This is a genomic window from Streptomyces sp. NPDC005533 (assembly GCF_042871845.1).
Classification (GTDB): Bacteria; Actinomycetota; Actinomycetes; order Streptomycetales; family Streptomycetaceae; genus Streptomyces.
In genome coordinates this window covers 64,838-89,677 of sequence record NZ_JBIAJH010000010.1, presented here as the reverse complement: position 1 = coordinate 89,677, position 24,840 = coordinate 64,838, and the positions used below count along the sequence as shown (strand labels likewise).

Annotated in this window: 22 protein-coding genes; 11 read left to right on the top strand and 11 right to left on the bottom strand. The window is 74.0% G+C overall.

Annotated elements, in window-relative coordinates; all coding sequences use genetic code 11:
* Window positions 1–804: 804 nt before the first annotated feature.
* On the bottom strand, window positions 805–2,031 hold the full coding sequence (locus ACFYP3_RS12720; protein ID WP_388830923.1) for an amidohydrolase family protein: 1,227 nt from the start codon (window positions 2,029–2,031) through the stop codon (window positions 805–807).
* 132 nt (window positions 2,032–2,163) lie between these two features.
* Between ACFYP3_RS12720 and ACFYP3_RS12715 the strand changes: the two genes are divergently transcribed.
* The 4 genes from ACFYP3_RS12715 to ACFYP3_RS12700 all read left to right on the top strand — a co-directional run bounded on the left by ACFYP3_RS12715 (window position 2,164) and on the right by ACFYP3_RS12700 (window position 7,501).
* On the top strand, window positions 2,164–5,265 hold the full coding sequence (locus tag ACFYP3_RS12715; RefSeq protein WP_388830921.1) for a BTAD domain-containing putative transcriptional regulator: 3,102 nt from the start codon (window positions 2,164–2,166) through the stop codon (window positions 5,263–5,265).
* Window positions 5,266–5,437: 172 nt separating this feature from the next.
* The gene (locus tag ACFYP3_RS12710; protein WP_388830919.1) at window positions 5,438–5,656 is read left to right on the top strand and encodes a hypothetical protein; all 219 of its coding nucleotides are present in this window, start codon (window positions 5,438–5,440) and stop codon (window positions 5,654–5,656) included.
* 142 nt (window positions 5,657–5,798) lie between these two features.
* Window positions 5,799–6,527, top strand: a complete 729-nt coding sequence (locus ACFYP3_RS12705; protein ID WP_388830917.1) for a methyltransferase domain-containing protein — start codon at window positions 5,799–5,801, stop codon at window positions 6,525–6,527.
* Window positions 6,528–6,622: 95 nt separating this feature from the next.
* Complete coding sequence (locus ACFYP3_RS12700; protein WP_388830915.1) at window positions 6,623–7,501, top strand: hypothetical protein; 879 nt, start codon at window positions 6,623–6,625, stop codon at window positions 7,499–7,501.
* Between the two features lie 63 nt (window positions 7,502–7,564).
* On the opposite strand, the gene ACFYP3_RS12695 is transcribed toward ACFYP3_RS12700, so the two are convergent.
* Window positions 7,565–9,175 carry a FadD3 family acyl-CoA ligase gene (locus ACFYP3_RS12695; protein WP_388830913.1) on the bottom strand — a complete coding sequence of 537 codons (1,611 nt, stop codon included), beginning with the start codon at window positions 9,173–9,175 and terminating at the stop codon, window positions 7,565–7,567.
* Between the two features lie 94 nt (window positions 9,176–9,269).
* Here ACFYP3_RS12695 and ACFYP3_RS12690 point away from each other — a divergent pair, with 94 nt between their 5' ends.
* The 3 genes from ACFYP3_RS12690 to ACFYP3_RS12680 are packed head-to-tail and all read left to right on the top strand — an operon-like array spanning window position 9,270 to window position 11,669.
* Window positions 9,270–10,421 (top strand): lipid-transfer protein, encoded by a 1,152-nt coding sequence (locus ACFYP3_RS12690; RefSeq protein WP_388830911.1) that lies wholly within the window; start codon window positions 9,270–9,272, stop codon window positions 10,419–10,421.
* A gap of 7 nt (window positions 10,422–10,428) precedes the next feature.
* Window positions 10,429–10,896: a Zn-ribbon domain-containing OB-fold protein gene (locus ACFYP3_RS12685; protein WP_388830909.1), complete on the top strand. Its 468-nt coding sequence runs from the start codon at window positions 10,429–10,431 to the stop codon at window positions 10,894–10,896.
* Window positions 10,893–11,669 (top strand): enoyl-CoA hydratase/isomerase family protein, encoded by a 777-nt coding sequence (locus ACFYP3_RS12680; protein ID WP_388830907.1) that lies wholly within the window; start codon window positions 10,893–10,895, stop codon window positions 11,667–11,669. The genes ACFYP3_RS12685 and ACFYP3_RS12680 overlap by 4 nt, the downstream gene beginning before the upstream one ends.
* A gap of 8 nt (window positions 11,670–11,677) precedes the next feature.
* Here the strand turns inward: ACFYP3_RS12680 and ACFYP3_RS12675 are convergent, their stop codons facing one another.
* From ACFYP3_RS12675 to ACFYP3_RS12660, 4 genes are all read right to left on the bottom strand, one after another.
* Window positions 11,678–12,169 (bottom strand): hypothetical protein, encoded by a 492-nt coding sequence (locus tag ACFYP3_RS12675; protein WP_388830905.1) that lies wholly within the window; start codon window positions 12,167–12,169, stop codon window positions 11,678–11,680.
* Between the two features lie 391 nt (window positions 12,170–12,560).
* Window positions 12,561–13,055: a peptidylprolyl isomerase gene (locus ACFYP3_RS12670; RefSeq protein ID WP_388830903.1), complete on the bottom strand. Its 495-nt coding sequence runs from the start codon at window positions 13,053–13,055 to the stop codon at window positions 12,561–12,563.
* A gap of 69 nt (window positions 13,056–13,124) precedes the next feature.
* On the bottom strand, window positions 13,125–15,518 hold the full coding sequence (locus ACFYP3_RS12665; protein ID WP_388830901.1) for a PQQ-binding-like beta-propeller repeat protein: 2,394 nt from the start codon (window positions 15,516–15,518) through the stop codon (window positions 13,125–13,127).
* Window positions 15,519–15,711: 193 nt separating this feature from the next.
* On the bottom strand, window positions 15,712–16,506 hold the full coding sequence (locus ACFYP3_RS12660) for a VOC family protein (RefSeq protein WP_388830899.1): 795 nt from the start codon (window positions 16,504–16,506) through the stop codon (window positions 15,712–15,714).
* A gap of 296 nt (window positions 16,507–16,802) precedes the next feature.
* Here ACFYP3_RS12660 and ACFYP3_RS12655 point away from each other — a divergent pair, with 296 nt between their 5' ends.
* Entirely contained in the window at window positions 16,803–17,450 is a 648-nt protein-coding gene (locus ACFYP3_RS12655; protein ID WP_388830897.1) for a TetR family transcriptional regulator, read from the top strand.
* Window positions 17,451–17,583: 133 nt separating this feature from the next.
* On the opposite strand, the gene ACFYP3_RS12650 is transcribed toward ACFYP3_RS12655, so the two are convergent.
* Window positions 17,584–18,066, bottom strand: a complete 483-nt coding sequence (locus ACFYP3_RS12650) for a nitroreductase family deazaflavin-dependent oxidoreductase (protein ID WP_388830895.1) — start codon at window positions 18,064–18,066, stop codon at window positions 17,584–17,586.
* Window positions 18,066–19,331 (bottom strand): acyl-CoA dehydrogenase family protein, encoded by a 1,266-nt coding sequence (locus ACFYP3_RS12645; RefSeq protein ID WP_388830893.1) that lies wholly within the window; start codon window positions 19,329–19,331, stop codon window positions 18,066–18,068. Before ACFYP3_RS12645 ends, ACFYP3_RS12650 begins: the two co-directional genes overlap by 1 nt.
* 184 nt (window positions 19,332–19,515) lie before the next feature.
* On the opposite strand from ACFYP3_RS12645, the gene ACFYP3_RS12640 reads away from it, so the two are divergent.
* On the top strand, window positions 19,516–20,709 hold the full coding sequence (locus ACFYP3_RS12640; protein ID WP_388830891.1) for an acetyl-CoA acetyltransferase: 1,194 nt from the start codon (window positions 19,516–19,518) through the stop codon (window positions 20,707–20,709).
* Window positions 20,710–21,375: 666 nt separating this feature from the next.
* On the opposite strand, the gene ACFYP3_RS12635 is transcribed toward ACFYP3_RS12640, so the two are convergent.
* A complete protein-coding gene (locus ACFYP3_RS12635) occupies window positions 21,376–21,582 on the bottom strand; it encodes a DUF4287 domain-containing protein (RefSeq protein ID WP_388830889.1) in 207 nt (68 codons plus the stop codon).
* Between the two features lie 104 nt (window positions 21,583–21,686).
* Between ACFYP3_RS12635 and ACFYP3_RS12630 the strand changes: the two genes are divergently transcribed.
* Window positions 21,687–22,367 carry a pyridoxal 5'-phosphate synthase gene (locus tag ACFYP3_RS12630; RefSeq protein WP_388830887.1) on the top strand — a complete coding sequence of 227 codons (681 nt, stop codon included), beginning with the start codon at window positions 21,687–21,689 and terminating at the stop codon, window positions 22,365–22,367.
* On the opposite strand, the gene ACFYP3_RS12625 is transcribed toward ACFYP3_RS12630, so the two are convergent.
* Both ACFYP3_RS12625 and ACFYP3_RS12620 read right to left on the bottom strand, forming a co-directional pair.
* The gene (locus ACFYP3_RS12625; protein ID WP_388830885.1) at window positions 22,310–22,768 is read right to left on the bottom strand and encodes a Zn-ribbon domain-containing OB-fold protein; all 459 of its coding nucleotides are present in this window, start codon (window positions 22,766–22,768) and stop codon (window positions 22,310–22,312) included. The genes ACFYP3_RS12630 and ACFYP3_RS12625 overlap by 58 nt on opposite strands.
* A 2-nt stretch (window positions 22,769–22,770) precedes the next feature.
* Window positions 22,771–23,223 (bottom strand): DoxX family protein, encoded by a 453-nt coding sequence (locus ACFYP3_RS12620; RefSeq protein ID WP_388830883.1) that lies wholly within the window; start codon window positions 23,221–23,223, stop codon window positions 22,771–22,773.
* A gap of 192 nt (window positions 23,224–23,415) precedes the next feature.
* On the opposite strand from ACFYP3_RS12620, the gene ACFYP3_RS12615 reads away from it, so the two are divergent.
* Complete coding sequence (locus ACFYP3_RS12615) at window positions 23,416–24,606, top strand: flavin-containing monooxygenase (protein WP_388830881.1); 1,191 nt, start codon at window positions 23,416–23,418, stop codon at window positions 24,604–24,606.
* The last annotated feature ends 234 nt before the right edge of the window (window positions 24,607–24,840 follow it).

The window sequence follows — 24,840 nt, the reverse complement described above, 5'->3', positions numbered from 1 at the left end:
GCGCAGGCTCGATAGCGCCGTACGCCGCAGGCCTGATAGCGCAGCCGCGCCGTAGGCGGTGGGGCCGCAGGCCGGAAGCGCCGCTCCGCCGTAGGCCGCAGGCCGGCACGGCCGCAGGCCCGGGGGGCCGCAGGCCGGCACGGCCGCAGGCCCGGGGGGCCGCAGGCCGGTACGGCCGCAGGCGGTACGGCCGCAGGCGGTACGGCCGCAGGCGGTACGGCCGCAGGCGGTACGGCCGCAGGACCGACAGCGCCGTAAGCGGTAGGCCGCAGGCCGAACCGCCGTAGCGCGCGGGCCGGAGGCGCCGCAGGCGGTAGGGCCACGGGCCGGAAGCGCCCCTGGCGGAAGGCCGAACGCCGGCAGCGCCACAGGCCGAAGGCCACCTCGCCGTAGGCCGCAGGCCCGGGGGCCACAGGCCGGCACGGCCACACGCCCGGGGGACCACAGGCCGGCACGGCCACACGCCCGGGGGACCACAGGCCGGCACGGCCACACGCCCGGGGGACCACAGGCCGGTACGGCCGCAGGCCCGGGGGGCCACAGGCCCGGGGGGCCACAGGCCCGGGGGGCCACAGGCCCGGGGGCCACAGGCCCGGGGGCCACAGGCCCGGGGGCCACAGGCCCGGGGGCCACAGGCCCGGGGGCCACAGGGCGGTACGACCACACGCCCGGTACCGCCGCAGGCCGGTACCGCCGCAGGTCGACAGGGCGGCCGCCGTAGGCCGGTACGGCCGTGGCCGTGTGGGGCGGGGCGGCCATGGTGCCGCCGGGCGGGGGGCCTGGCCTCGCCTTGTCGGGGGTGGGTTAGGCCGGCGGGCTTGGCCATAGGCCTTCGGGGGTGAGGCCCAGGAGGTCGATCGCGTTGCCGCGCACGATGCGGTCCACCACGTCCGGCGCCAGGTGGCCCATCTGGGCCTCGCCGACCTCGCGGGACTTCGGCCAGGTCGAGTCGGAGTGGGGGTAGTCCGTCTCGTAGAGGACGTTGCCGACGCCGATCGCGTCGAGGTTCTTCAGGCCGAAGGCGTCGTCGAAGAAGCAGCCGAAGACGTGCTCGGCGAACAGCTCCGACGGCGGGCGCAGCACCTTGTCCGCGACTCCGCCCCAGCCCCGGTTCTCCTCCCAGACCACGTTCGCCCGTTCGAGGATGTACGGGATCCAGCCGATCTGGCCCTCCGCGTACATGATCTTCAGGTTGGGGAAGCGTTCGAACTTGCCACTCATCAGCCAGTCGACCATCGAGAAGCAGCAGTTGGCGAAGGTGATGGTGGAGCCGACCGCAGGCGGGGCGTCCGCGGATGTGGACGGCATGCGGGAGGAGGAGCCGATGTGCATGGCGATGACCGTGCCGGTCTCGTCGCACGCCTGCAGGAAGGGGTCCCAGTCGTCCGTGTGGACGGACGGGAGGCCCAGGTGCGGGGGTATCTCCGAGAAGGCGACCGCGCGCACGCCGCGCGCCGCGTTGCGGCGGACCTCCGCGGCGGCCAGGCGTGCGTCCCAGAGCGGGATCAGGGTGAGGGGGATGAGGCGGCCGCGGGCTTCGGGGCCGCACCACTCCTCGACCATCCAGTCGTTGTAGGCCCGTACGCCGAGCAGTCCCAGCTCACGGTCCTTGGCCTCGGTGAACGTCTGGCCGCAGAAGCGGGGGAAGGTCGGGAAGCACAGGGCGGACTGGACGTGGTTGACGTCCATGTCGGCGAGGCGGTCGGGAACCGAGAAGGACCCGGGGCGCATCTGCTCGTAGGTGATGACTTCCAGTTTGATCTCGTCGCGGTCGTACCCGACGGCCGTGTCGAGGCGGGTGAGCGGCCGGTGCAGGTCCTCGTACACCCACCAGTCGCCGATCGGGCCGTCGTCGCCCTTGGCGCCCATGACGGGGGCGAACTTGCCGCCGAGGAAGGTCATTTCCTTCAAGGGGGCGCGGACGACGCGGGGGCCGATGTCCTGGTACTTGGACGGGAGCCGGTCCCGCCAGACGTGGGGGGGCTCAACCGTGTGGTCGTCCACCGAGATGATCTTCGGGAAGGTCTCCATGGCTCATACGGTAGCGCTGATCTGACGAACCGTCAGCTAGTTGGTCCGTGATCGGCCATGGACGGGCTGACGTGTACGCGCAAGACAGGGCAGACTGACCCTTACACCGAACGGAAGGCAGGGGGACGACAGATGGACGGCGTACCGGCCATCCCGCACCCGCGGAAGCACCCCGAGGGAGCCCGGCCCACCACCACGTCCAAACCCCCGGCCACGACCTCGGCCACGGCGTCGGCCCCGGCCCCGCGCCCGACCCGCGCCGCCGCCACGGCAGCCCCGGCCGCCGCTCCCGCCGATACGGCCACCCCCGCCACCCCCGCCACCCCCGCCGAGTCCCGCTTCGCCGTCCTCGGCCCCGTCCGCGCCTGGCGCGGCGCCGAGCTGCTGCCCTCCGGCACCCCCCAGCAGCGCGCCCTGCTCGCCGTCCTCCTGCTGCGCGACGGCCGCACCGCCACCGCACCCGAGCTCATCGACGCCATCTGGGGCGAGGACCCGCCGCAGCAGGCCCTCGCCACCATCCGCACGTACGCCTCCCGCCTGCGCAAGGTCGTCGCCCCCGGGCTGCTCGTCACCGAGTCCGGCGGGTACGCCATCCGGCTGCGCTCCGCCGCCACCCTCGACCTCGGCGTCGCCCGCAGCCTCGCCGCCGACGCCGAGGCCGCCCGCGCCGCCGGCGACCGCAACCTCGCCCGTACGCTCCTCGCCCGCGCCCTCGACCTCTGGGACGGCGAGCCCCTCGCCGGGATCCCCGGCCCGCACGCCGAGACGGAGCGGACCCGGCTCGCCGAATGGCGCCTCCAGCTGCTGGAGACCCGCCTCGACCTCGACCTGGAGGTCGGCCACCACGCCGAGGCCGTCTCCGAGCTCACCGCCCTCACCGCCGCCCACCCGCTCCAGGAACGCCTGCGCGAGCTGCTCATGCTCGCCCTGTACCGCAGCGGCCGGCAGGCCGAGGCCCTCGCCGTCTACGCCGACACCCGACGCCTCCTCGCCGACGAGCTCGGCGTCGACCCGCGCCCCGAGCTGGCCGCGCTCCAGCAGCGCATCCTGAACGCCGACGCCGATCTCGCCCGCGCGGAGGACCCGGCCCCGGCCGCCGCGACCGTCCACGTGAGGCCCGCCCAATTGCCCGCGACCGTGCCCGACTTCACCGGCCGCTCCAGCTTCGTCACCGAGCTCGGCGCCATCCTGTCCGGCGGCGCCCAGGACCAGGTCATGGCCGTCTCCGCGCTCGCCGGCATCGGCGGCGTCGGCAAGACCACCCTCGCCGTGCACGTCGCCCACGCCGCCCGCCCGCACTTCCCCGACGGCCAGCTCTACGTCGACCTCCAGGGCACCGAGGCCCGCCCCGCGGAACCGGAGGCCGTCCTCGGCTCCTTCCTGCGCGCCCTCGGCACCCCCGACACCGCCATCCCCGACTCCCCCGCCGAGCGGGCCGCGCTCTACCGCTCCACCCTCGACGGCCGCCGCGTCCTGGTCCTCCTCGACAACGCCCGCGACGCCGCCCAGGTCCGTCCGCTGCTGCCCGGCACCGCCGGCTGCGCCGCCCTCGTCACCAGCCGGGTCCGCATGGCGGGCCTCGCCGGAGCCCATCTCGTCGACCTCGACGTGATGAGCCCCGAGGAGGCCCTCCAGCTCTTCACCCGGATCGTCGGCGAGGAGCGGGTGCGCGCCGAGCGCCAGGCCGCCCTCGACGTCGTCGGCGCCTGCGGCTTCCTGCCGCTCGCCATCCGCATCGCGGCCTCCCGGCTCGCGGCCCGCCGCACCTGGACCGTCTCCGTCCTCGCCGCCAAGCTGGGCGACGAGCGCCGCCGCCTCGACGAGCTCCAGGCCGGCGACCTCGCCGTCAAGGCCACCTTCGAGCTCGGCTACGGCCAGCTGGAACCCGCCCAGCAGCGCGCCTTCCGCCTCCTCGGCCTCGCCGACGGCCCCGACATCTCCCTCTCGGCGGCAGCCGCCGTGCTCGACCTCCCCGAGTACGACACCGAGGACCTCCTGGAAGCCCTGGTCGACTGCTCCCTGCTCGAATCCGCCGCTCCCGGCCGCTACCGCTTCCACGACCTCGTACGCCTCTACGCGCGTGCCTGCGCCGAACGCGACGAGCAGCCCCCGAGCGGGCGCGAGGCCGCCCTGGACCGGCTGCTGGACTTCTACCTGGCCACCGCCTCCGGGGTGTACGCCCTGGAACGCCCCGGCGACCGGCTCCCCGCCCACCTCAGCGACACCCACTACCCCGGGCTGGTCTTCGCCGAGTCACGGGCCGCCCTGGACTGGCTGTACGCCGAGGCCGACCCGCTGCTGGCGTGCGTACGGCAGGCCTCCGTACGGGGCGGCGAGACGCCGGTGCTGCGGCGGGCCGTGGACCTGCTGTGGGCGGCGAAGGACCTGGCCGAGTCCGGGGCCAACTCCAAGCAGTACGAATCGGCCGCCGTCGCCCTGCGCGACGCCGCCCAGGCCGCCAAGGACCCGTACGCCGAGGGCCGCGCCCGCACCACGCTCACCAACGTCCACCTGGTCGCGGGCCGCTTCACCGAGGCCGACGACGAGGCCCGCCAAGCCACCGTGCTCGCCCGCGAGGCCGGCGACCCGCTGCCCAGCTGCTGGGCGCCCAACGACCGCGGGATCATCGCCCTCTACCAGGGCCGGCACGCGGACGGCGAGCGGTACCTGCTGGAGGCCATCGACGGCTTCCGCGCCGACGCCAACAACGTCGGCGAGGCCAGCGCCCTGTGCAACCTCTCCCGCATCCACGTGGAACTGGGCCGCCTCTCCAGCGCCATAGACCTCGCCCAGCAGGGCATCGCCATCTACGACCGGATGGGCCTGACCCTGCGCCTGGCCAACGGCCGCTACGCGCTCGGCATCGCCCTCACCCAGGCCGGCCGGCTCGGCGAGGCCCTCGCCCAGCTCACCGAGGCGCTGTCCCTCTTCCACGAGAACCGGCAGCCGCTGTGGGAGGGCGTGACCCACTTCCGGCTGGCCGTGGCCCACCTGGCGGCGCGCCGGCCGACCCTGGCCGCCTCGCACGCCGAGCAGGCGATCGCCCTGCGCGGCATCGGCGGGGAGTGGCGCCGGGCCACCGTGCTGACCGTGCTGGGCAAGGCGCTGCGGCGGCTGGGCCAGACGGACCGGGCGCGGGCGTGCTGGCGCGACGCGGAGGCCGTGTTCCGGCAGCTGGGGTCCGCTGAACTGGCCGAGGTGCAGGCCCTGCTAGCCTCTGAGATCGCGGCCTGACCTGCGGCGACGCCGGTTGAACGAGGCGTTCATCGTTCGTTTATCGCCGGTCGGCACGATAGGTGCATCGACCCGGCGCGTCGGGGGGCACCCGGGTCGGTTGGAGGACTACCCGCTCGGCGGTCATCGGGGGAATCGCCGAGCGGGCCCCACCCATCCACCAGGAGAACCGATGACGACGAACGAGAACATCCTGCCGACCGACGGCGACGGCAAGTCGCTCGACAACCACGCCCCGGGCGTCGACGTCGAGACCCTGGACAACCACGCCTCGGGCATCGAGATCAAGCCGCTCGAACCGACGCCCGGTCCTGCTCCGGTTCCCGCTCCGCCGACGCCGGCCGAGGAGATCCAGACGCTGGACAACCACGCGTCCGGCCCGCGCCCGTAACAAGGGCCGGGATCGCAAGAACGCACGACGTACGGGGGATTCGACGGGGGAACGGCGGTCGCGGTGGCCCGGAGGGGGAGCCACCGCGACCGCCGCACGCGTGCGTCCGGATCCGCGCCGGGCTCCGGCATAGGCTGGGGGTGTGTTCTCCTCCCACGGACCGAGCGTCCGCGAACTCGCCGTGCAGGGCCTCTCCTCGATCGAGCGCGGCTACGACCTGCTGGCGCCGAAGTTCGACCACACGCCCTTCCGCACCCCCGACCGGATGCTCGACGCCGTGGAGGAGGCCCTCGCCCAGCGGGAGGGGTCCTTCGGCGCCGGGCTCGACGTCTGCTGCGGCACCGGCGCCGCGATCGGCATGCTGCGGAGGCTGTGCCGGGACCGCGTGACCGGGGTGGACCTCAGCGCCGGCATGCTGGCCGAGGCCGAGCGCGCCCACCCGGACGACCGCGTGGACTTCGTACGGGCCGACGCGCGGGCCCTGCCGCCCGCGCTCGAGGACGCGTACGACCTGGCGGTCAGCTTCGGCGCCTTCGGTCACTTCCTCCCGTCGGAGCGGCCCGGCCTCTTCTCCGGCGTGCACCGTGCCCTGCGCCCCGGCGGGGTCTTCGCCTTCCCCATCGGCGCCCCGATCCCGGCGAGCTCCCCGGTGTGGTGGGCGGCGGCGGGCTTCGACGCGGCGATGCGGGTGCGCAACGCGGTGTGGCGGCCGTCCTTCGTCATGTACTACCGGACCTTCCCGCTCAGCGGGGTCCGCCGCGACCTGGAGGCCGCCGGTTTCGCCGTGGAGACCGTGCCGCTGGAGCACTTCGGGCGGCAGAGCGGAGGCGCTCCGCGCTGGCGGCTGGTGCTGGCCCGTCGCCCTACCTAGCGGAATCACTGCGTCACCACCGGCGTACGCGACACAATCGACGAGGGTTCGTCAGGCAGCGCGTACCGCACCACCCTCACCCCTTGGAGCAGCCGGTGTCGTCGCAGGAAATGCCCATAACGATCACCCCTCAGCAGGCCGCCCACGGGGTCATCCTCCCCGTTCAGCTGGCGAACGGGCCGGCCCGGCTGCGCATCCCGGCCTGCCGGAACGGCGATCTCGTCCGGGCCCGCGTCGGGGAGCAGGAGTTACTGCTGCGCATCCGCGTGTCCGGGGGCGGAGCGGGAGCGGGAGCAGGAGCCGGCGCGGGAGCAGGGGCCGGCGCGGGGGCAGGGGCCGGCGCGGGGGCCGGGATCGGGGCGGCGTTCGCGACCGGCAGGCTGGGCGCGACCGCGGGCGGCGGTGCGGGCAGCACCCCGCAGTCCGCCCCGGCCTCGACGGCGAACGGCCGCGGGTGCCTGGCGGCGTTGCTGGTCGCCGCCGTGATCGTCGTCGTCTTCATCGCGGTGAACAGCGGGGGCGACGGCGACGGCAAGAACGCCGCCTCCCCCACCCCGACCTCTTCGTCGAGCGCGTGGGCCACTCCGTCGTACACCCCCTCCTACACCCCGCCGTACACGCCCTCGTACCCGCCCCGGACCGCCGCCCCGGACCCGGCGCCCACCGCGTACAGCGCGGCCCCCGCGCCGGTGCCCACTCCGGAGCCGAGTCCGTTCGACCGGGGTACCTGTCTCAACGGACAGTTGCCGGACTCGACGACCCCGACGACCGTCAGCGGCGTGGACGAGGTCTCCTGCTCGGCGTCCGACGCGCACTACAAGGTGATCGAGAGCATCCCCGGCACCTCGGACATGGACCGCTGCAACTCCAACTCCAAGACCCAGTACGCGTTCTCCTACCGGTACACGCGGGGCGGGACCGTCCTCAACCAGTACGTGTACTGCCTGATCGGCCTCGGCTCGTACGCCCGCTGAGCGGAGCCCGCCGAGCCCCGCACACCAGGAGCCGCCCGCCGGGCGCCGCCCGGGACGGCGTCGCTAGCGGGCCCGCAGCTCGCGCTTGAGCACCTTGCCGCTCGCGTTGCGCGGCAGCTCGGCGACGAACTCCACCGCGCGCGGCACCTTGTAGTTCGCCATCTCCCGCCGGGACCAGGCGATCAGGTCGTCGGCGGTGAGCGTGGAGCCGGGCCGGCGGACCGCGTACGCCTTGCCCACCTCGCCCAGCCGCGGATCGGGGATCCCGACCACCGCGATGTCGGCGATGTCCGGGTGCAGGCCGAGGAGTTGCTCGATCTCGGCGGGGTAGGCGTTGAAGCCGCCGACGATGAACATGTCCTTGATCCGGTCGGTGATGCGCAGGTTGCCGTGCGCGTCCTTGAACCCGACGTCGCCGGTGTGCAGCCAGCCGTCCGCGGTGATCGCCCGGGCGGTCTCGTCGGGGTCCTCGAAGTAGCCCTGCATGACGTGGTAGCCGCGGACCACGATCTCGCCGGCCTCGCCGGTCGGCCGCTCCGTCCCGTCCGTGCCGAGGATCATCACCTCGGTGTCCGGGATGGCCCGTCCGGAGGTCTCGGAGATGATCTCCGCGGGGTCGCCCCGCCGGCACATGGTGACGATGCCGCTGGCCTCGGAGAGCCCGTACGCGGTGAGGACGGTGGCGATGTGCAGCTCGCCGCGCAGCCGTTCGACGAGCCGCAGCGGGACCACGGCGGCGCCGGTGACGACCAGGCGCAGGGCCGACAGGTCGTGGTGGTGGCGCTGGGGGTGGTCGAGGAGGGACTGGTGGAGGGTGGGCGGCCCGGGGAGCACGGAGATCCGCTCGGCGGCGACGTTGGCGAGGACGGTGTCCACGTTGAACACGGGCTGCGGGACCATCGTGGCCCCGCGCATCAGGCAGGCGATGATCCCGGCCTTGTAGCCGAAGGTGTGGAAGAAGGGGTTCACGATCAGGTACCGGTCGCCCTCGCGCAGTCCGGCGAGCTCGCACCAGACGTCGTAGCAGCGCAGGGACTGGGCGTGCGTGATGACGGCGCCCTTGGGACTGCCGGTGGTGCCGGAGGTGAAGATGATGTCGGAGGGGGCGTCGGAGGGGATGGCCGCGGCGCGTTCGCGGACGGCTCCGGCCGGTACGCGGTCCCCGCCCGCCAGGAAGTCCTTCCAGGTGCGGAAGGACTCGGGGGCGTCCTCGGCGAGGACGACGACCTGTTCCAGGTGCGGCAGTCCGGCCAGCGGCCCGGAGCCGGGGCCCTCGCCGGCGGCCCGGCGCAGCGAGGCGACGTAGGAGGCGCCGAGGAAGGTGCCGGTGACGAAGAGCAGCCGGGCCCGACTGCGCCGCAGGACGTACGCCGCTTCCGCGCCCTTGAACCGGGTGTTGAGGGGCACGAGCACCGCGCCCGCCGAGACGGCCCCGAGCGCGGAGACGATCCACTCCAGGGTGTTGGGGGCCCAGACGCCGACCCGGTCGCCGGGCTCGACGCCGGCGGCCATGCAGGCGGCCGCGGCGCGTTCGACGCGCTCGCCGAGCTGCGCGTAACCGATACGGACGCGGCCGTCGACGACGGCCTCCTGGTCGGCGTACCGTTCCGCTGCCGCCCGGACGAGCCCTGCGATGCTGCCCCAGCGCAGGTCTGCGCGTGCGTCCTCGCCCATGCGTGTCATCCTCCCGCGAACCCAGTAGCTGACTATCCGTCAGATTAGCTGTAGCCTTCGCGGCTGTCAGTACTGGCGCACCCCGGAGGTGGCGATGGCGGCAACGCTCAAGGACGCTACGGCGATAGTGGGCATCGGGCAGACCGCCTTTGCCAAACGACTGCCGCAGTCCGAGAAGGAACTGGCCTGCCGGGCGATCCTGGCCGCCCTCGCCGACGCCGGCATCGAGCCCTCCGAGGTCGACGCCTTCTCCTCCTACACCATGGAGGAGACCGACGAGGTCGAGGTCGCCAAGGCCATCGGCGCCGGCGACGTCACCTTCTTCTCCAAGATCGGCTACGGGGGCGGCGGTTCCTGCGCCACCGTCGGCCACCTCGCCTCCGCCGTCGCCACCGGCCAGGCCACCGTCGGCGTCGCCTGGCGCTCCCGCAAACGCGGCTCCGGCCCGCGCCCCTGGAAGAACACCGCCGTCCAGCTGCCCACCCCCGGCCAGTGGACCCGCCCCTTCGGGCTGCTGCGCCCCGCCGACGAGATCGGCATGCTGGCCCGCCGCTACATGCACGAGTACGGCGCCACCCGCGACCACCTCTTCAACGTGGCCATGGCCTGTCGCAACCGGGCCAACGCCAACCCGGCCGCGATGATGTACGAACGCCCGCTGACCCGCGAGATGTACATGACCTCCCGCATGATCAGCGAGCCGCTCTGCCTCTTCGACAACTGCCTGGAGACCGACGGGGCACTGGCCTGCGTGATCGTCTCCGCCGAGCGCGCCCGGGACTGCCGGCACAAGCCCGTCTACGTGCACTCCGTCGCCCAGGGCCTGCCCTCCCAGCACCACGGCATGGTCAACTACTGGAACGACGACCCGCTCTCCGGGCCCGCCTGGACCGCCGCCCGCCACCTGTGGAAGCAGGCCGACTTCGGGCCGCAGGACGTGGACGTGGCCCAGATCTACGACGCCTTCACCCCGCTGATCCCGCTCTCGCTGGAGGGCTACGGCTTCTGCGGGCGCGGCGAGGGCGCCGCCTTCACCGAGGGCGGGGCCCTGGAGATGGGCGGCCGGCTCCCCATCAACACCGGGGGCGGTGGCCTGTCCGAGGCCTACGTGCACGGCTTCAACCTGATCAACGAGGGCGTCAAACAACTGCGCGGCACCTCCACCGCCCAGGTGCCGGACGCCGCGACCTGCCTGGTGACGGCGGGCGAGGGTGTCCCGACGTCCGCGATCCTGCTGAGGAGCTGACCGACCGATGACCACCGCATCCGAAGCCGCCGCCGAGGCCGCGGCCGAACTGCTCCTGCCCGTCCCCGACGAGGACGGCGCCCCCTTCTGGGAGTACACCGCCCGGGGCGAGCTCCGCGTCCAGGCCTGCGCCGCGTGCGGCCGGCTGCGCTTCCCGCCCCGCCCCTGCTGCCCGCACTGCAGGTCCTTCGACAGCGAGTGGCGCCGGATGAGCGGCCGCGGCCGGATCTGGTCCTACGTCCGGCCGCATCCGCCGCTGCTGCCCGCCTACGCCGCGCAGGCCCCGTACAACGTGGTCCTCGTGGAGCTCGCCGACGCCCCGCACATCCGGCTCGCCGGGAACCTGGTGACCTCGCCCGACGCCCCGCTGGACTCGATGGACCCGGCCCGGCTGCGCATCGGCGCCCGCGTCCAGGTGGCCTTCACCCAGATCGGCGATATGGCCGTGCCGCGCTGGCTGTTGGAGAAGTCATGACCGTACGGGTGGAACGGGACAAAGCGACCGGGGTCGCGGTCGTCACCCTGGACCGGGAGCGCCGGCACAATGCGATCGACCTGGAGACGGCGGACGAACTGAGCGCGGTGTGGCGGGAGTTCCGGTACGCCGAGGAGGTGCGGGCGGTGGTGCTCACGGGCGCCGGGACGGCCGCCTTCTGCACCGGCGTCGACCGCGGCGTGGAGGTGCCGCAGCCCGGCTCCCCGTACTCGGTCGACGACCCGCTGATCGCGATCGGCCCCAAGGCCTGCGACCTGTGGAAGCCCGTCGTCGCCGCCGTCAACGGCATGGCCTGCGGCGGGGCCTTCTACCTGCTGGGCGAGGCGGAGTTCCTGATCGCCTCCGACACGGCGACCTTCTTCGACCCGCACACGACGTACGGCATGGTCAGCGCCTACGAGGCCGTCTACATGGCGCAGCGCATGCCCTTCGGCGAGGCCGCCCGGATGTCCCTGATGGGCGCGGCCGAGCGGCTCTCGGCACGCCGGGCCCACGAGATCGGGCTCGTCTCGGAGCTGACCGCCCCGGACGGGCTGCTCCCGGCGGCCCTGCGGGCGGCGGAAACCCTGGCCGGCTTCCCGACCGGGGCCGTGCAGGGCACCGTACGGGCCCTGTGGTCGGCGAAGCAGGCCGCGCTCCAGCAGGCCCTGGCCCAGGCCCCGGCGCTGATCGCGCTGGGCAACCTCGCACCGGAGCGGCAGGCGGAGCTGTTCACGGGGCGGCGCGGAGGGCCGCAGCCGCGAGTGCGGTGAGGCCGGGGCTACGCCCTGTCGACCGCCCCCACCAGGCAGTTCTTCACGTCCGCGGCCTTGCCCGGGACCGTCATCGGCACCACCACGGTCCGGCTCTCGCGCGCCTTGAGGGTGACCTTCACGGAGCCGGCGTCGAGGGTCGCGCCGTTGGCACCGCTGAAGGTCACCGGCACCCGCACGGTGCGCTCGGCGTCCACGGTGGAGGTGACCTGGACGGTGGCCCCCTTGGCGTCCGCGCCGACACAGCTGACGAGCACGGCCCGCGCGGGCGCCGACGTCGCGCTCGCCGAGGGCGTCGGGCTGCTGCTGCTCCCGCTGCCGTGGCTCTTCTTCTTGTTCTTGTTCTTGCTCTTGGAGCTGGAGCAGCCGCCCCCGCTGCTGCTGCTGCTCTTGCTCTTGCCGCTGCTCCCGCTGCTTCCGCCGTGCGACGAGAACCCGGTCAGCGCGAACACGACGGCCACCAGCACCGCCGTGAACCTGATGCGACGCCCAGCCACCATGGCCAGAACCCCTCCCCTGGACAACGGCGGGCCACGCTATCAGTGCACCGCCGCGCCGGTAACCGCCCGGAACGGATCGCCTCCGCGGCCGAGCCGGACCCCGGCCGACCGCCCCACGTGCGCGCCGCAGGCGCCGGGCGTAGCGTCGGGATCAAGACCCCCGGCGCGAAGGACCCGGCCCGATCCGGGGCGTAATCGGCTCGCCGACGGGTCCCCTCGGAGCGGCGGCCGCCGTCCGGAGCCCCTTCCGTGCCCGGTGCGACGGCCGTCACGGACGCGACCACCGCGTCCGGGAGCTCCGCACCGCCGCCGGGATGCGGGAGGCCCACACGGCGGCGGCCCCGGCCCCCGGGTGGGGGCGGGGCCGGCCGGCCGGACTGGCGGGTGGGGATCAGGCCTCGACGACGCCCGAGGACGCGATCTCGACCTTGCCCTTGGGGGCGCCGGACTGGGAGCCCAGGCCCTCGATCTGGTCCACGAGCTGCTGGCCCTCGACGACCTCGCCGAAGACGACGTGCTTGCCGTCGAGCCACGGGGTGACGACGGTGGTGATGAAGAACTGCGAGCCGTTGGTGTTCTTGCCCGCGTTCGCCATCGACAGCAGGTACGGGCGGTCGTGCTTCAGCTTGAAGTTCTCGTCGGCGAACTTCTCGCCGTAGATGGACTTGCCGCCGGTGCCGTTGTGGTTGGTGAAGTCACCGCCCTGGAGCATGAACTGCGGGATGATGCGGTGGAAGCCGGAGCCGGCGTAGCCGTAGCCGTTCTGGCCGGTGGCCAGCTCACGGAAGTTGCGCGCGGTCTCGGGGACCACATCGTCGAAGAGGTTGAAGACGATGCGGCCGGCCGGGGCGCCGTTGATGGTGATGTCGAAGAAAACGTTGCTCATGGGGTCCATCCTGTCACTCCCGGTGCCGTGCGCTACCCGGCGGGGCCGGAGCCCCGCCCTCTGCGCAGGTCAACCGCTCGTCCGGGTGCCCGTCCCCTTCGCCGCGTCCAGGGCGTACACGCAGCGGTCCTTGCTGCACGCGTACACCACGCCGGCGTCCGCCACCGGGGCGCCGGTGATCTCGCCGCCCGTGGCCAGCTTCCAGCGCAGCTGGCCGCCCGCCGCGTCCAGCGTGTAGAGGCAGTGGTCGGCCGAACCGAAGTGCACGCGGCCGTCCGCGACCGCCGGCAGGCCGGTGATCTCGCCACCCGCCGCGAACCGCCACTTCGGGGTGCCGGTGACCGCGTCGAGCGTGTAGAGCGCGCTGCCCGCGCCCAGGTGCACGTTGCCGTTCGCGACGACCACCGGATCCGAGGACTGCCGGGACTCGGTCGCGATCCGCCAGCGGTCGTGGCCGGTGGCCGCGTCGAGGGCGTAGACGGTGCCCAGGTAGTCCACCAGGTAGACCCCGCCGCCGGTGACGGCCGCACCCGGCGCGAAGGCCGGCGCGGCCAGGAAGACCGCGGGGGCCTCGAAGTGCCAGCGGACCCGGCCCGAGGCCCGGTCCACGGACAGCACCCGGGTGCCGGCCGCGATGTAGACGTTGCCGTCGGGGCCGGGGGTGACCCGCACGGGCACGTTCCCGCAGGAGGCCGCGTCGCCGACCGGGTACGACCAGGACTCGCGGCCGCTGCGGGCGTCGAGCGCGCGCAGCCGGGCGTCCTGCCACACGTACACGGTGCCGTCGTGGAGGACGGGGGCCGCCTCCGGGGTCTCGAAGTCGCTCTGCGCGCCGGTCAGCTCCCACAGCTTCTGGCCGTTGGAGGCCTCCCAGCCCTGTACGCCGCCGCCGCGGGTGGCGGTGACGACCGTGCCGCGGTCGGCGCGCAGCGCGTACACCCAGGCGTCGGCGGACAGCCGCCACCGCTCGGAGCCGTCGGAGGCGTCGAGCGCGTAGAGGGAGGGGCCGTCGGAGGCGTGGATCCGGCCGTCGGAGACCGCCATGGACCAGGCCACGTCGCGGGTCTTGAACTGACGGCGGCCGCTCGCCACGTCCAGCGCGTGGACCTCGAAGGAGGTCACGTAGAGCAGGTTGCCGGCGACGGTCGGGGTGCCCCACACCTCGTTGGACATGCGGAAGCGCCACGGGCGCCAGCGGCCGCTGTCCGGAGCCGGGCCCGGGTTCGGTACCGCCACCGCGGAGGGGGTGACGGCCGCCACCCCGCCGGGCGGGCGGACCCAGCCGGTCGCCGAGTCCGCTACGGGGACGTGCGCGGCGGCGGCGCTCGCGCGCGGCCCGGGCCCGATCGGCACCGGCGAGCCGCCCAGGCGCACCGGCTCGCCGGAGGGCACCGGGGACATCGGCGGGCGGTGCGGGCGCTGCGGTACGGCCTGGCCGGTCCGCGGGTCCACCCACGGGTCGGCGCCACCGCGCGGGCGGCGGTGCGTGGCGCCCGCGGAGGCGGGACCGCCGGAGCCGGCGTCCCGGCCGGGAGCGGGCGCGGGCACCACGGCGGCGGCGGGCGTACGGTTTCCCGCGCGCCGGGCCTCGATCATCGCGACGGCCCGCCCGGGCAGCCACGCCGAGGCGGTGCCGCTGTCGTCACCGCCGTCGAACAGGTGCGGGGCGAGCTGCGCCTGCAGGTCGGCCGGGGTCGGCCGCTGCGTGGCGTCCATCTGCATGCAGGAGTCGATCAGCGGCCGCAGCTCGTCGGGGAGACCCTCCAGGTTGGGTCCCTCGCGCAGCAGCATGAAGACCGTCTCCACCGGGTTCGCCCCGTGGTACGGCGGGTGTCCGGTCGCGGCGAAGACGAGGGTGGAGCCGAGCGAGAAGACGTCGCTGGCGCCCTTGACGCTGCGCGAGTCCTTCGCCTGCTCGGGCGACATGTAGGCGGGGGTGCCGACGGCGACGTTCGTCATGGTCAGGCGGGTGTTGGAGACGCCGCTGGCGATGCCGAAGTCGATCACGCGCGGGCCGTCCTCGACGACGAGCACGTTGGACGGCTTCAGGTCGCGGTGGACGAGGCCGGCGCCGTGGATGGACTGCAGGGCCTCGGCGATGCCGGCCGCGAGCCACCGTACGGCCTGGGCGGGCATGGGCCCGCACTCGTTGACGATCTCCTCCAGGGAGGGCGCCGGAACGTACGCGGTGGCCAGCCACGGCACGGCGGCGCGCGGGTCGGCGTCGACCACGGCCGCGGTGTAGAAGCCGGACACGGCGCGGGCCGCCTCCACCTCGCGGGTGAAGCGGACCCGGAACAGCTGGTCCTCGGCGAGCTCGGTGCGCACCGTCTTGATCGCGACCCGCCGTCCGGACGCGGACCGCGCGAGATAGACCAGCCCCATGCCGCCGGCGCCGAGCCGTCCCAGCACCTCGAAGGGGCCGATCCGTCTCGGGTCGTGCTGCGTCAGCTGCTCCACCACTCGCCTCCACACCTCCCCGTACGGGCCCTCACCGGGCCCGCTTCCACCGACACGGGGCCCTGGGCCCCGTGCAGCGTCTCACTCCGGGCGCCGCCCGGGTCGCGCAACCCCGATTCTGTCAGGCCCGGGCCGGGTCCGGCCCCGGCACGTCGGGCCACGCGGTGTGATCTGCTCGGCGAGGGGGCCGCGGGTCCTAGGCGTCCGGCTTCGTCCGGGGCTCCGAGAGCAGCCCGAAGACGGCCCCCTGGTTGTCGGCGACGACCGCGATCCGCCCGTACGGGGTGTCGAAGGGGTCGGCGGTGATCCGGCCGCCGAGCCGCCGCACCGTCGCGGCGGACTGGTCGCAGTCCGGCACGGCGAAGTAGACGAGGAAGTGCGCGGGCATGATCTCCGGGAAGGCGTCGGTGATCAGGCTGCGCCCCAGGACCGCGGTGTCGGTGCCGGGCGCCCTGCCGGGCGGGGACCAGATGCGGTATTCGACGCCGGCGTCGTCCTGGTCCTGCGGGACGTAGCCGAAGACCTTGGCGTAGAAGACGTCGACGGCGTCGCGGGCCCGCGTGTAGACCTCGCTCCAGCAGTAGGTGTACGGCTCCCCCTGGGCCTCGAAGCCGTGGTGGGTGCCGGGCTGCCACAGGCCGAAGACGGCCCCGCCCGGATCGGCCGCCATCGCGGCGGTGCCGTACGGGCCCACCGGCATCGGGTCCATCACCATCTGGCCGCCGGCGGCGCGGATGCGCTGGGCGCAGGCGTAGGCGTCGGTCGTGTAGAGGTAGACCCCCCAGACGGTGGGCATCCGGCCGTCGGGTTTGGGGGCGAGGGCGGCGACGTTGCGGCCGCGGCTGTAGGCCTGCGTGTAGTGGCCGTACTCGGCGCCCGCGCCGTCCGCGAAGGTCCACCCGAAGAGCTCGCCGTAGAAGCGCTTGCCCGCCTCGACGTCCGGAAGCGAGGCGTCCACCCAGCAGGGTTCGCCTTCCGCGAATGCGGCCATGGGCCCGGTTCCTTCCGTTGTGCGGGGGTCTGCACCCTCTCACCTCTCTCAGCCATGATCCGTCCGAAAACTTGTCCACAGCCTGTTGATAAGACTATTCGGGGGAAACCTCGCGGAACCGGGCGACACGCCCGGGCCGCGACCACGGGGCGCGGTCGGGGCGCGCCCGGGGCCGGGCCGTCCGGAAATCGGCCGCCGAGGGGCTCCGGACCGCCTCCCGCCCAGGCCGGGGACCCCGTAACCCCATTTGCAGGCGGCCGAATAGCGCGCCGATCACCCCTCGGTAAGCTGACGGCATGACAGGACAAGTACGCACCGTCGACGGGCGTGTCGCCGGCCGGCGCGGCCAGGCGACGCGGCAGAAGCTGCTCGACTGCCTCAGCGAGATGCTCAGCTCCTCGCCGTACCGCGACGTCAAAGTGATCGACGTCGCCCGCAAGGCCGGTACCTCCCCCGCGACCTTCTACCAGTACTTCCCGGACGTCGAGGGCGCCGTCCTGGAGATCGCCGAACAAATGGCCACCGAGGGCGCGCAGTTGACGTCGCTCGTCGAGGGCCGGACCTGGGTCGGCAAGGCCGGTTGGACCGCCGCCGAGGAACTCGTCGAGGGGTTCCTGGACTTCTGGCGCCGCAACGACGCCATCCTGCGGGTCGTCGACCTCGGCGCGGCCGAGGGCGACAAGCGCTTCTACAAGATCCGCATGAAGATCCTGAACTCGGTCACCAACTCCCTGACGGAGTCGATGAAGGAGCTCCAGGCCAAGGGCAAGGTCGACAAGGACGTCAGCCCCGCCGCGATGGCCGGTTCGCTGGTCGCGATGCTGGCTGCGGTCGCCTCGCACCAGAAGGGCTTCCAGACCTGGGGTGTCAAGCAGGCCGAGCTCAAGCCGAACCTGGCGCTGCTCGTCCACCTCGGCATCACGGGCAAGAAGCCGACCAAGTAACGGCGGATCCCTTCCGGGATCCGCCGCCTTGGGCGACCTCACGCCCCCGCGGGCGGCCTCGCGCATCCGCCGGTGGCCCTGTGCCCGCACCTCCCGTGCCCGTGGCCCGCGCCGCGTGCACGACCGCCCGGGATCAGCGACGCTCCAGGCGGAACAACCGGATCTCGCGCTCGATGCGCGCCTGGTACGTCGCGTACGGCGGCCAGAACCCCAGCACCGCCTGCCACGCCGCGGCGCGCTCCTCCCCCGCCAGCAGCCGGGCCCGTACGGGAATGTCCCGGCCTTGCCAACTCACGTCCGCGTCCGGGTGCTTGAGCAGGTTCCCGGTCCATGCCGGGTGCCCGGGCCGGCCGAAGTTGGAGCCGATCAGGACCCAGCTCGTGCCGCCGTTCTCCGGCATGCAGGCGAGCGGGGTGGTACGCGGCTCGCCCGTCCGCGCGCCCTTGGCGGTGAGGATCACCCCCGGCAGCATCCGGGCGCTGAGCATGACCTTGCCGCGGGTGAGCTTGTGCACCGCCTTGTCCAGGGCGGGGATGAAGTGCGGTGCGATCTTGGCGAAGAGCATGGTCGAGGAGACCTTCTGCATCAGCTTGACGCCGGGTGCCACGCGAGCCATCAGACGGCCACCTTCTCCTGGGCGGGCGGGACGTGCGGAACGGCCGCGGCCGCCGTGGACACGGCCGCCGGGGGCGCGGCGGGGTCCGGGGCCGCGGCCGGGGCGGCGAACAGGCCCGCCCGGTCCGCGGCGTGCGCCCGCAGCCGGTGGACCGGACCGAAGAGCAGCTCGTCGGCCGCCGCGCGCTTGAAGTAGAGGTGTGCGTCGTGTTCCCAGGTGAAGCCGATGCCGCCGTGCAGCTGGATCGCCTCGCCGGCGGTCACCCGCAGGGCCTCCAGCGCCTGGGCGAGGGCGAGCCCTCCCTGGTCGGGGTCCCACGCGGCGTAGTAGGCCGCGGAGCGGGCCGCCTGCACCTGTACGTACAGGTCGGCGAGCCGGTGCTTGACCGCCTGGAAGGAGCCGATCGCCCGGCCGAACTGCTCGCGCTGACGGACGTACTCCACGGTGCGGGCGAGGGCCTGCCCGGCCGCACCGACGGCCTCGGCGGCGAGCACCGCGGAGGCGGTGCGCCCGGTGGCGGCGAGGGCGCCGACCACGTCACCCTCCTCGCCGCCGAGCAACTCGGCAGGCACGTCGCGCAGTTGGATCCGGGCCTGCGGGCGGGTCTCGTCCAGGACGGTCTGCCGGGACCGTACGAGCCCGGGCGCGTCCTCCCGTACGAGGAACAGCAGCGTGCGGCTGCGGGCGAAGCCCCCGGTGTGCGCGGCGACCAGCAGCAGCGGGGCGCTGTGCCCGTCGAGCACCTGCGCGGCCTCCCCGTACAACCGCCAGCCGGCGCCCGCGCCGTCGGCGCGGGCCTGGATCCCGCCCGCGCGGCCGCCACCGGACCAGTGCGCGGCGCTGTCGTCGCCGGTCAGCGCGAGTGCGGTGGCCAGCGCCGGGCCCGGTACGGCCAGGGCGGCGGTCAGCCCGCCGGCCGCGAGCGGCGGGAGCAGCGCGGCGCGCTGGGCGTCGGTGCCGAGGGCGGTGATCAGGGGCGCGCAGAGCGCGGCGGTGGCCAGCAGCGGCGAGGGCAGCAGCGCCCGCCCGGTCTCCTCGCAGGCCAGGGCCAGGTCGGCGGGGGTGCAGCCGACGCCGCCGTACTCCTCGGCGATGGCGAGGCCCGGCAGCCCGAGCCGCTCGGCGAGCTGCTGCCACAGCTCGCGGTCGTGTCCGGCGGCGGTGCGGACCGCGGCCTTGACCTCGTCGGGGCCGCAGCGTTTGCCCAGGATCTCGCGCAGGGTACGGCGTATCTCGGCCTGCTCCGCGGTGAAGGCGGCATCCATCGTCTGGCTCCTCCTGGGGGCACCTCCCGGCGGCGGCCGGGGGCGTATCTGACGGGGCGTCATGTTAGGCCCGGCGGCGGCAGATGCACAGGGGGCGGCGAGGGCGGGTTGCGACCGCGCGTGCGGGCGCGCCACCACCCGGACCCCTAGCATCTGACGGTACGTCAGATGTACCGTCCTTCCCATGCCTGGACTCACACCTGGAACCGCCTCCCGGCCCCGCCGGAGGGTCGCGGTGGTCGGCGTCGCCCTCTCGGACTGCGGCCGGGTGGACGGCCCCACCCCCTACGCCCTGCACGCACAGGCCGCCCGGCGCGCCCTGGCCGACTCCGGCCTGGACCGCTCCGTCGTCGACGGCCTCGCCTCGGCCGGACTCGGCACCCTCGCGCCCGTCGAGGTGGCCGAGTACCTCGGCCTGCGCCCCACCTGGGTCGACTCCACCTCGGTGGGCGGCTCGACCTGGGAGGTCATGGCCGCCCACGCGGCGGACGCCATCGCCGCCGGCCACGCCAACGCCGTGCTGCTCGTCTACGGTTCCACCGCGCGCGCCGACATCAAGGCCCGCCGGCGCACCTCGAACCTGTCGTTCGGGGCCCGTGGACCGCTCCAGTTCGAGGTCCCGTACGGGCACACGCTGATCTCCAAGTACGCGATGGCCGCCCGCCGGCACATGCACGAGTACGGGACCACGCTGGAGCAGCTCGCCGCGGTCGCCGTGCAGGCCCGGGCGAACGCGGCGGCCAACCCGGACGCGATGTTCCGGGACCCGATCACGGTCGACGAGGTCCTGGCGGGCGAGATGATCGCCGACCCCTTCACCAAACTCCACTGCTGCATCCGCTCGGACGGCGGCTGCGCGGTGCTGCTGGCCGCGGAGGAGTACGTACCGGACACGGCGAAGGCCCCGGTCTGGGTCCTGGGCTCGGGGACCTCCGTCTCGCACACCACGATGTCCGAGTGGGAGGACTTCACGGTGTCCCCGGCGGCGGTCTCGGGCCGCGTCGCCTTCGAGCGGGCCGGGCTCACCCCGGCGGACGTCGACCTCGCGGAGATCTACGACGCCTTCACGTACATGACCCTGGTGACCCTGGAGGACCTCGGCTTCTGCGCGAAGGGCGAGGGCGGGGCCTTCGTGGAGAAGGGCCGCCTGCTGCGCGACGGGGAGCTCCCGGTCAACACCGACGGCGGCGGCCTCTCCGCCTGCCACCCGGGCATGCGCGGCCTGTTCCTGCTGGTCGAGGCCGTCCGCCAACTCCGCGGCGAGGCGGGCCCGGGCCAGGTCACCAAACGCGACGGCCGCCTCCCGGAGATCGCCCTGGCCTCGGGCACGGGCGGCTGGTTCTGCTCCTCGGGCACGGTGCTGCTGGGGCGGGGGTGAGGTTGGCTGCGCCGCGCATGGCTGCGCCGCGCTTGGCTGCGCCGCGCTTGGCTGCGCCGCTTGGGCGGGGTCGGCGGGGGGGCCGGTTGGGGTGGGGGCGGGCGCGCTTTGGCTGCGCCGCTTGGGCCGGTTGGGGGTGGGGGCGGGCGCGCGCCGGGGCGTCTCCTCGGGCGCCGAACGTGACGAGAGGTCGGACACCTCGGCAGCAGTGCGTTCGACGCCCTGCGGGGATCACCCCGACACACACCCACCCCCACCCCACCCGACCCGCCTGCTCCCCAGCTGCCCAAATCCAGCCCCGCCGCACAAATCCAGCCCCGCCGGCGTTTGAGGCGCGGGGCCCGGGGCGGAGCCCCGATCCTTGAGCCGCACCAAGTCTCGCCGCACCATCCGGCTCCGCCGCACAAACCCAGCCCCGCCGGCGATTGAGGCGCGGGGTCCGGGGCGGAGCCCCGATCTTTATGCCGCACTCTCCGGCTCGCCGCATCATCCGGCTCCGCCGCACAAAATCAGCCCCGCCGGCGGTTGAGGCGCGGGGTGCGGGGCGGAGACCCGGGCTTTGAGTCGCACCCTTCAGGTGCGCCGCGCCAACTCAGCCTCGCCGGCGATTGAGGCGCGGGGTGCGGGGCGGGGCCACGGCTTTGGGTCGGGCGGCGACCGCAGGGGCTACGCGGGTTCGGCCAAGGTGTGTGCGACAAGGGCGTTGGCGTGGCCGTGGCCCAGCCCGTGCTCCGTCTTGAGCCAGGCGACGAGCTCCATGTGCCTGGTCAGCGGCGAGGACCTGATGAGGTCCTTCCACTCGGCGATCGGCCGCCCGTACTTCTTCTCGATCGAGGGGAAGTAGCTCGCGGGGCCCTTCACCGGCTCAGCCATGGTTTCTCTCCTTCGCTCCGGTCCTGTCGTAGTGATGACCGCGCGCGGACACCGAACTCATCGGTCCCGCAGGAAGAATTTCGCGACGGCCTAGTCTGAGGGGCATGACCGACGAGACCGGCAGTGACGACTTCCACGCCACCCTGCACTCCCTGCGCGTGTGGGACTCCCCGCTGCCCGGGTTCGACACCGGCGCCGCGCCCGCCGAGCCGCTGCCGTTGTTCCGGGCGTGGTTCGTGCACGCCGCCCGGGCGGGGCAGCTGGAGCCGCACACGATGAGCCTGGCGACGGTGGACGCCGCGGGGCGGCCCGACGTGCGGACGCTGATGCTGCACGACGCCGACGCGCGGGGCTGGCACTTCGCCTCGCACGCCACCAGCACCAAGGGCGTGCAGCTGGCCGGGCAGCCGTGGGCGGCGCTCGGGTTCTACTGGCCGACCGTGGCCCGGCAGGTCCGGATCCGGGGCCGGGTCACCGCCTGCGGGCCCGAGGAGAGCCGCGCCGACCTGGTGGTCCGCTCGCGCGGGGCGCTCGCCGCCGCGCTCACCGGGCACCAGAGCGAGGTGCTGGAGTCGGCCGAGGTCCTGCTCCGGGCCTCGGAGCGGGCGTGGGAGCGGGCCGGGGCCGAGCCGGACGCACCGGCTCCGACCTGGACCCGGTACGTGCTCGACGCCGACGAGGTGGAGTTCTTCCAGGGCGACCCCACCCGCCGGCACACCCGCCTGCGCTACCGCCGCACCGCCGACACCGAGGGCTCCTGGGTCCGTGAGCTGCTCTGGCCCTGATCCGGCCGGAAGACCGCCACCCACACCCCGTCCGCCGCCTCCCGGAAGGTGACCGTCAGGGGCATGCCGATGCTCAGGTCCGCCGCCTCGCAGGCCACCACCTCGGTCATCATCCGCGGGCCCTCCGCGAGGTGGACCACCGCGGCCGTGTACGGGACGCGCGTGCCGAAGGGCGGGAGGTCGTTGCGGTGGATCACCGACCACGTGTAGAGGGTCGCCCGGCCGCTCGCCGGCTCCCACGTCACGCGGTCCTCGCCGGCCCAGCAGTACGGGCAGAACTCGCGCGGGTAGTGGTGCGCCCGCCCGCAGTCCCCGCAGCGGCGCAGCAGGAGCCGGCCCTCGGCCGCCGCGTCCCAGTAGGGGCGGGTGAAGTCGTCGGCCTCGGGGAGGTCGTAGCGCATGGTCACAGGAACAGTCCGATCGCCGCGTCGAGGGACCAGGTCTGCCAGGACATGGCGAGGAGCGCGACGAGCGAGATGAGCGCCATCATCGCGTTCTGGCCCTGTTCGGCCCAGTCGTGGATCATCAGCACCAGGTAGAGCAGGTTCAGCAGCAGCCCGCCGACCAGGGCGATCGGGGTCAGGAAGCCGAGTACCAGACCCAGCCCGAGCGCCAGTTCCGCGTAGACGACGAGGTAGGCCATCGCCTTGGGGCGCGGTGCGACGACGAGTTCGAAGCCGCCCTTGACGAAGGTCCAGCGGTGCTTGTGCGCGACGTCGGCGGCCCAGGCGATGCCCGTGCCGCGTTCGAACCAGCCCTTCTTGTCCTTGTGCCGCCAGCTCTCCAGCCACCACAGCCCGAGGCCTATCCGGAGCACGGCGAGCCATTCGGCCCCACTGAGCCAGATGGTCTGCATCGGCAGCCCCCACCCCTCTCATCCTTGATCTGACGGTACGTCAGTTCAGCGGATGCGGAGCGATCCCGCAAGGCCCCGGCCGGTCGCGCACGCGGCGCCGCCCGGTCCGCGGCCCCGGCCGTGACCGATCCGCAATCGATTCCCTCCTTGTCCGAGACCCATCAACTCAGCGTCGCGATACGATCACACCTCATGCCTGGAGTCCCCGCAGCACCCGACATGACCACCCAGCCCCGCCCCGTGTACGTCATCGGGGCCGGCCCCGGCGGCCTCGCCGTGGCCGCCGCGCTGCGCGCCCGCGGGGTCCGCGCGGTGGTCGTCGAGAAGTCCGACGAGGTCGGCGCGTCCTGGCGGCGGCACTACGACCGGCTGCACCTGCACACCACCCGGCGGCTCTCCGCCCTCCCCGGGCTGCCGATGCCGCGCCGCTTCGGGCGCTGGGTCTCCCGTGACGACGTCGTGCGCTACCTGGAGAAGTACGTCGAGTTCCACGAGCTGGAGCTCGTGACCGGCGTCGAGGTGACCCGGATCGAGGCGGCCCCGGAGGGCGAGGACGGCTGGGCCCTGCACGCCAGCGGCGGGCGGGTACTGGCCGCCGCCGCCGTCGTCGTCGCCACCGGCTACAACCACACGCCGGTCATCCCCGACTGGCCGGGCCGGGACGCGTACGAGGGCCGGCTGCTGCACGCCGCCGACTACCGCAATCCCGAGGCGTACGCCGGCCGGGACGTCCTCGTCGTCGGCGTCGGCAACACCGGCGCCGAGATCGCTGTCGACCTCGCCGAGGGCGGCGCGGCCCGGGTGCGGCTCGCCGTGCGCACCGTCCCGCACATCATGCGCCGCTCCACTGCGGGCTGGCCGGCCCAGCGCAGCGGGATCCTCGTGCGCCGGCTGCCCGTGCGGCTCGTGGACCGGCTGTCCCGGCTCGTCGCCAGGGCCTCGGTCCCGGACCTGTCGGCGTACGGGCTCCCGCGCCCGACGACCGGCCTGTACAGCCGGGTCAAGGAGGGGTCGATCCCGGTCCAGGACGTCGGCCTGATCGACGCGGTCCGCAGCGGCCGGGTGGAGCCGGTGGCCGCCGTCGAGTCCTTCGACGGCGCCGAGGTGGTGCTCGCGGACGGCTCGCGGATCGGCCCGGACGCGGTGATCGCGGCCACCGGGTACCACCGCGCCCTGGAGGGGCTGGTCGGCGACCTCGGGGTGCTCGACGAGCGGGGGCGGCCCTCTACGCACGGCGCCCGCACCGCTGCGCGGGCGCCCGGGCTGTACTTCACCGGCTTCACCAACCCCATCAGCGGGATGTTCCGGGAGATGGCCCTGGACGCGGAGAGGATCGCCAAGGCCGTGGCCCGGCAGGAGCGGTCCCGCTCCCGCTCCCGGTAGAGCGAGTCGTCCACACCCGGGCATGCCCCGCCGGGATCGCGACCGCCCCCTCCGCCCCGCCCGGCGGCCGCCGCGTCGGCCTGCGGGCGGGCGGGGACGCGCATGGCCGAACCGCGCTCTGGACCGACCCCGCGCGGATCTGACACCGTTCACCACATCACCTCCACCAGCTTTCCTGCGCAGCCCTGTTCCTGACGGCACGTCAGTTCAGTAATCTGACTACACGTCAGTTAT